The organism is Kocuria palustris (assembly GCF_007666205.1).
Lineage (GTDB): Bacteria > Actinomycetota > Actinomycetes > Actinomycetales > Micrococcaceae > Kocuria > Kocuria palustris_A.
The window spans coordinates 1-4,216 of record NZ_VDOR01000030.1 but is presented as its reverse complement, the minus strand read 5'-3'; the positions used below and the strand labels follow the sequence as shown (position 1 = coordinate 4,216).

Annotated in this window: 2 protein-coding genes; both read left to right on the top strand. The window is 70.9% G+C overall.

The window, feature by feature from the left end; all coding sequences use genetic code 11:
• Positions 1 to 213 precede the first annotated feature (213 nt).
• Entirely contained in the window at positions 214 to 1,755 is a 1,542-nt protein-coding gene (locus FSY66_RS12310; RefSeq protein WP_144795365.1) for an alanine/glycine:cation symporter family protein, read from the top strand.
• A gap of 63 nt (positions 1,756 to 1,818) precedes the next feature.
• Positions 1,819 to 3,450 (top strand): amidohydrolase, encoded by a 1,632-nt coding sequence (locus tag FSY66_RS12305; RefSeq protein ID WP_144795363.1) that lies wholly within the window; start codon positions 1,819 to 1,821, stop codon positions 3,448 to 3,450.
• The last annotated feature ends 766 nt before the right edge of the window (positions 3,451 to 4,216 follow it).

The window sequence follows — 4,216 nt, the reverse complement described above, 5'->3', positions numbered from 1 at the left end:
GACGAGGAGCCCGTTCCTCATCTCATCGACGCACCCGCGCCAAGAACCTCATGACCCACAACATCTAGGGACGCGGATGGCCGGGATCCGGCCGAACGGTGCGCCGTTGCGGGATCGGCCGAGGGCGACGGCGGTCTGCGGCGATGCCCTGTGAAGACCGTGATCGCGATGTGCTTATAGTCACAGGACTCGATCACGACCCGGGGGACCCCCATGGAACAGTTCATCACCGCCGCGAACGGGATCCTCTGGAGCCTGCCGATGTCCTTCGGCATCCTCGCCCTGGGCCTGTACTTCACCGTCCGCATGGCCGTGCCCCAGGTGCGCCTGATCAGGGACATGGTGGGCCAGCTGCTCGGCGGCGGCTCGTCGTCGGCGGGCATCAGCTCGTTCCAGGCCTTCGCCATGGCGCTCGGGGGCCGCATCGGCGTCGGCAACATCGCCGGCGTCGCGGCGGCTCTCTACCTCGGCGGGCCCGGCGCCATGTTCTGGATGTGGGTGACCGCCATCCTCGGCGCCCCCGTGGCGCTCGCGGAGAGCTCCCTGGCCCAGCTCTACAAGCACAAGGTGCGGGGCGAGTACCGCGGCGGACCCGCCTTCTACATCCTCGAGGGCCTCGGCCGGAACTGGCGCTGGCTGGCCGTGGCCTATGCCGCGGCCACCGTGTTCGCCACGGTGATCACCGGGCCCCAGATCCAGGCCAATGCCGTCACGGCGGCCACCACGGAGGCCTGGGGCTGGAGCCCGCTGTGGGTCGGACTCGGGATGGCCGTGCTGTTCTGCCTCATCGTGTTCGGCGGCATGCATCGCCTGGCGCGCACCGTGGGCCTCGTGGTGCCGTTCATGGCCGGTGCGTACATCGTCGTCGGACTGCTCGTGATGGTCATGATGTGGGAGCAGCTGCCGGCCATGTTCGGGCTGATCTTCTCCAGCGCCTTCGGCGCCCACGCCGTCTACGGCGGCCTGCTCGGCTCCGCGGTCGCCTGGGGCGTGCGCCGCGCGGTGTACTCCACCGAGATCGGCACCGGCTCCGGTGCGCAGGCCTCGGCGGCCGCCCACGTCTCCCACCCCGCGAAGCAGGGCCTGGCTCAGGCCTTCTCCGCGTACGTCGACACGCTGTTCGTGTGCACGATGACGGGCCTGATGATCCTGTCCACCAACAGCTTCAACGTGCTGGGCCCGGATGAGGAGACGCTGCTCGCCGAGAACGTGCCCGGGGTGGAGGAGGGCCCGGCCTGGGTGCAGATCTCGATCGACTCGGTGCTGCCCGCCTTCGGCCCGTCCTTCGTGGCGATCGCCGTGTTCCTCTTCTCCTTCACCACCCTGCTGTCGTTCTCCTTCTACGCGGAGACGAACCTCGCCTATCTCATCCCGAACGAGAGGGCCCAGCGGATCTGCGTCGGGATCGCGCGGGTCCTGCTCGCCGTGTCCATGGTGATCGGCTCGGTGCAGACCTCGGAGTTCGTGTGGTCGCTGGCCGACTTCGGCCTGGGCCTGTACACGTGGGTGAACATCCTCGCGCTGATTCTGCTGAGCCCGAAGGCCATCCGCCTGATGAAGGACTACGACCGGCAGCGGCGCGCCGGCGGGGACATCGTGCTGGACCCGAGGGCGATCGGCGTGCACAACGCCCCGATCTGGGAGCAGATCCACGCCGCGTACGAGCGCACGGGCGATGTCGGCGCCGCCATGGACCATGTCGCGGACACGGCCCCGGACACGCGCGCGATCTCCGTGGTGAGCGCCCGGAGCTGAGGCCCGACGGGCCTGCCGAGCCCGCCCGGTGATCCCATCCGCCACCCCCAGGAGCCCCATCCCATGCAGCTCGACCTCGTGATCGACAACGCGTCCGTCATCACCGGCGATCCGGCCCGTCCGTCGGCGTCGCGGCTGGGGGTGTGGCGGGGCCTCGTCGTGGGGGTCGACGAGCAGCTGGACGGCCTGAGCGCCCGGGAGCGCCTGGACGCCGGCGGGCGCGCCGTCGTCGCGGGGTTCAACGACGTGCACGCGCACAGCGTGTGGTTCGGCCAGTCCCGCCTTGACGTCGATCTCGGGCAGGCCCGTTCCGCCGAGCAGGTCTACGGCCTGATCCGCGCTCGCGCGGCGCAGCTGGCCCCCGGTGCGTGGGTCACCTGCGCCGGCTTCGATCCCGGCCACCTCGATGGTCCTCAGCCCGACCGGGACGGCCTGGATGCGGCCGGCGACGGACGCCCCGTGCTGATCCGCCACAACACGGGCCATTCGCTCACGGTGTCCGGGGCGGCGCTGGCCATGGCGGGCATCGGCGAGCAGGTGCGCCGGCAGCCGGAGGGCGGGCGCATCGTCACGGACGATGCAGGCCGGCCCACCGGGCTGCTCGAGGAGACCGCGATGCCGCTGGTCACGCATCTGCTGCAGCCGGAGTCCCACGAGCACATCGGGCGCTGCCTGGAGCGCGCCTCCCAGGAGTACGCCGCCGAGGGCATCACCTCGGTGACGGATGCCGGGATCGCCGGCGGGTGGATCGGGCACAGCCCGCTCGAGTTCGGCGCGTATCAGCGCGCCCGCGAGGCCGGCCTGCTGCGCACCCGGTTCCAGACCATGGTCACCCTGGACGGCCTGCAGCCGATCGACGGCCACCCCGACGACGGCACCCACGTCACGCTCGGCGCGGGCATCCGCACGGGTGCCGGCGACGAGTGGCTGCAGATCGGCCCGGCCAAGGTCTTCACGGACGGCGCCATGCTGGGGATGACCGCGGCCATGACGGAGGACTACTGCCATGCCGGGCACGGCCGCGGCTATCTGCAGCAGGACCCGGGGGAGATGCGCCGCGCCGCGCTGTCGGCCGCGGCTGGGGGCTGGGCGCTGGCCATGCACGCGATCGGCGACGCCGCACTGGACTTCGCGCTCGAGGTGATCGCCGAGGCCCGCGAGCGGTTCGGGGAGCCGGTGATGCCGCACCGCGTGGAGCACGGCGGCGTGGTGCGCGACGAGCAGGTGGCCCGCATGGCCGAACTCGACGTGGTGATGACGACCCAGCCCAACTACATCAGCGCTTTCGGGGAATCGGTGCGCGAGCGGATCGGCGACGAGCGGGTGCAGCTGTCGTATCCGGCAGGGCGCCTGCTGCGGGCCGGGCTCGTCCTTCCCGGCAGCTCGGACCGGCCCGTGGCAGGCGGGCGGCCCCTGGACGTGATCCAGGACTTCGTGCTGCGCCGCACCGAGGCGGGGAAGGACTACGGCCCCGTGAGCGAGCGGCTCACCGCGGAGGAGGCGCTGCGCGCGTACACGGTTGGATCCGCGGAGGCCACGGGATGGGGCGGGCGCAAGGGGCGTCTGGTCTCCGGGCAGCTCGCCGACCTAGCGGTGCTCAGCGACGATCCGCGCGCGGTGCCCGCCGAGCAGATCGCCGCGATCGAGGTCGTCGCCACTGCCGTGGGCGGGCGGTTCGTGCACGGCGGGCTGTGACCCCCTGCCGCAGGAGCGCTGGGGTCCGCTCGCTCAGCTCATCGATGCCGCATCGACTCCGTGATGACCGGCTCGGCTCGCCGGGTGCGAGTGGTCGGTGGTGCAGGGCATCGGCCGGGCATGCATTGCACCGGTGACCACTCGGCCATGTGGGGGCCTTGTGCGACCATCACGCGTCGCGAAAGCATCGAGGACAGCGAAGGGCACCCCGATCCTGATGGATCGGGGTGCTCTCGATGTCCTGGGACATCCCTGGTGGGTAGTTCACGAAACGCGCTGACTAGGGGCGATGGTGGGGCTTCGGTCGCTTCGTGTACACGGAGACTCGCGATTTTGTACACCACTGATCGGCGCCGACGCGAAGGAGCAGACCGCCGGCCCCGCGAACAGGCTCAGTGGGGGTAGAGCCTCGTGGGCATCGGACGTCGTTGCGGGATGTGCATGGTCGGTCCTTCAAGTCCTGAGGGAGTGGGCACGGGGCAGCTCGTGTCGCCCCGCGCGCGGACGCTGGAGCGCGCCCCCACCCCGGCGTCCGCGCGGCCGGTAGTGCCGAAGCGTCTCGGTGGCAGCTGTCTCTGCGACCGATGGCGTCTATGCACCTCTGGACGCCGATCCGGTGCCGCATTCGAGCACGTACGGTGGCTCTCCGGCTGCGGCAATCACCGTCAGGGCGTCCTGGGCCGTGTCCCTATCAGCGGTCAACGTGAATCGCCCCGGGTCTGGTGGAGGCTCTGATTCCACGGGAGGATGAGGAGCATGGCAGCAC

Bases quoted from the DNA above. Each gene is read 5' to 3' on its own strand.
- FSY66_RS12310 (WP_144795365.1), top strand. From the start codon at position 214: ATGGAACAGTTCATCACCGCCGCGAACGGGATCCTCTGGAGCCTGCCG.
- FSY66_RS12305 (WP_144795363.1), top strand. From the start codon at position 1,819: ATGCAGCTCGACCTCGTGATCGACAACGCGTCCGTCATCACCGGCGAT.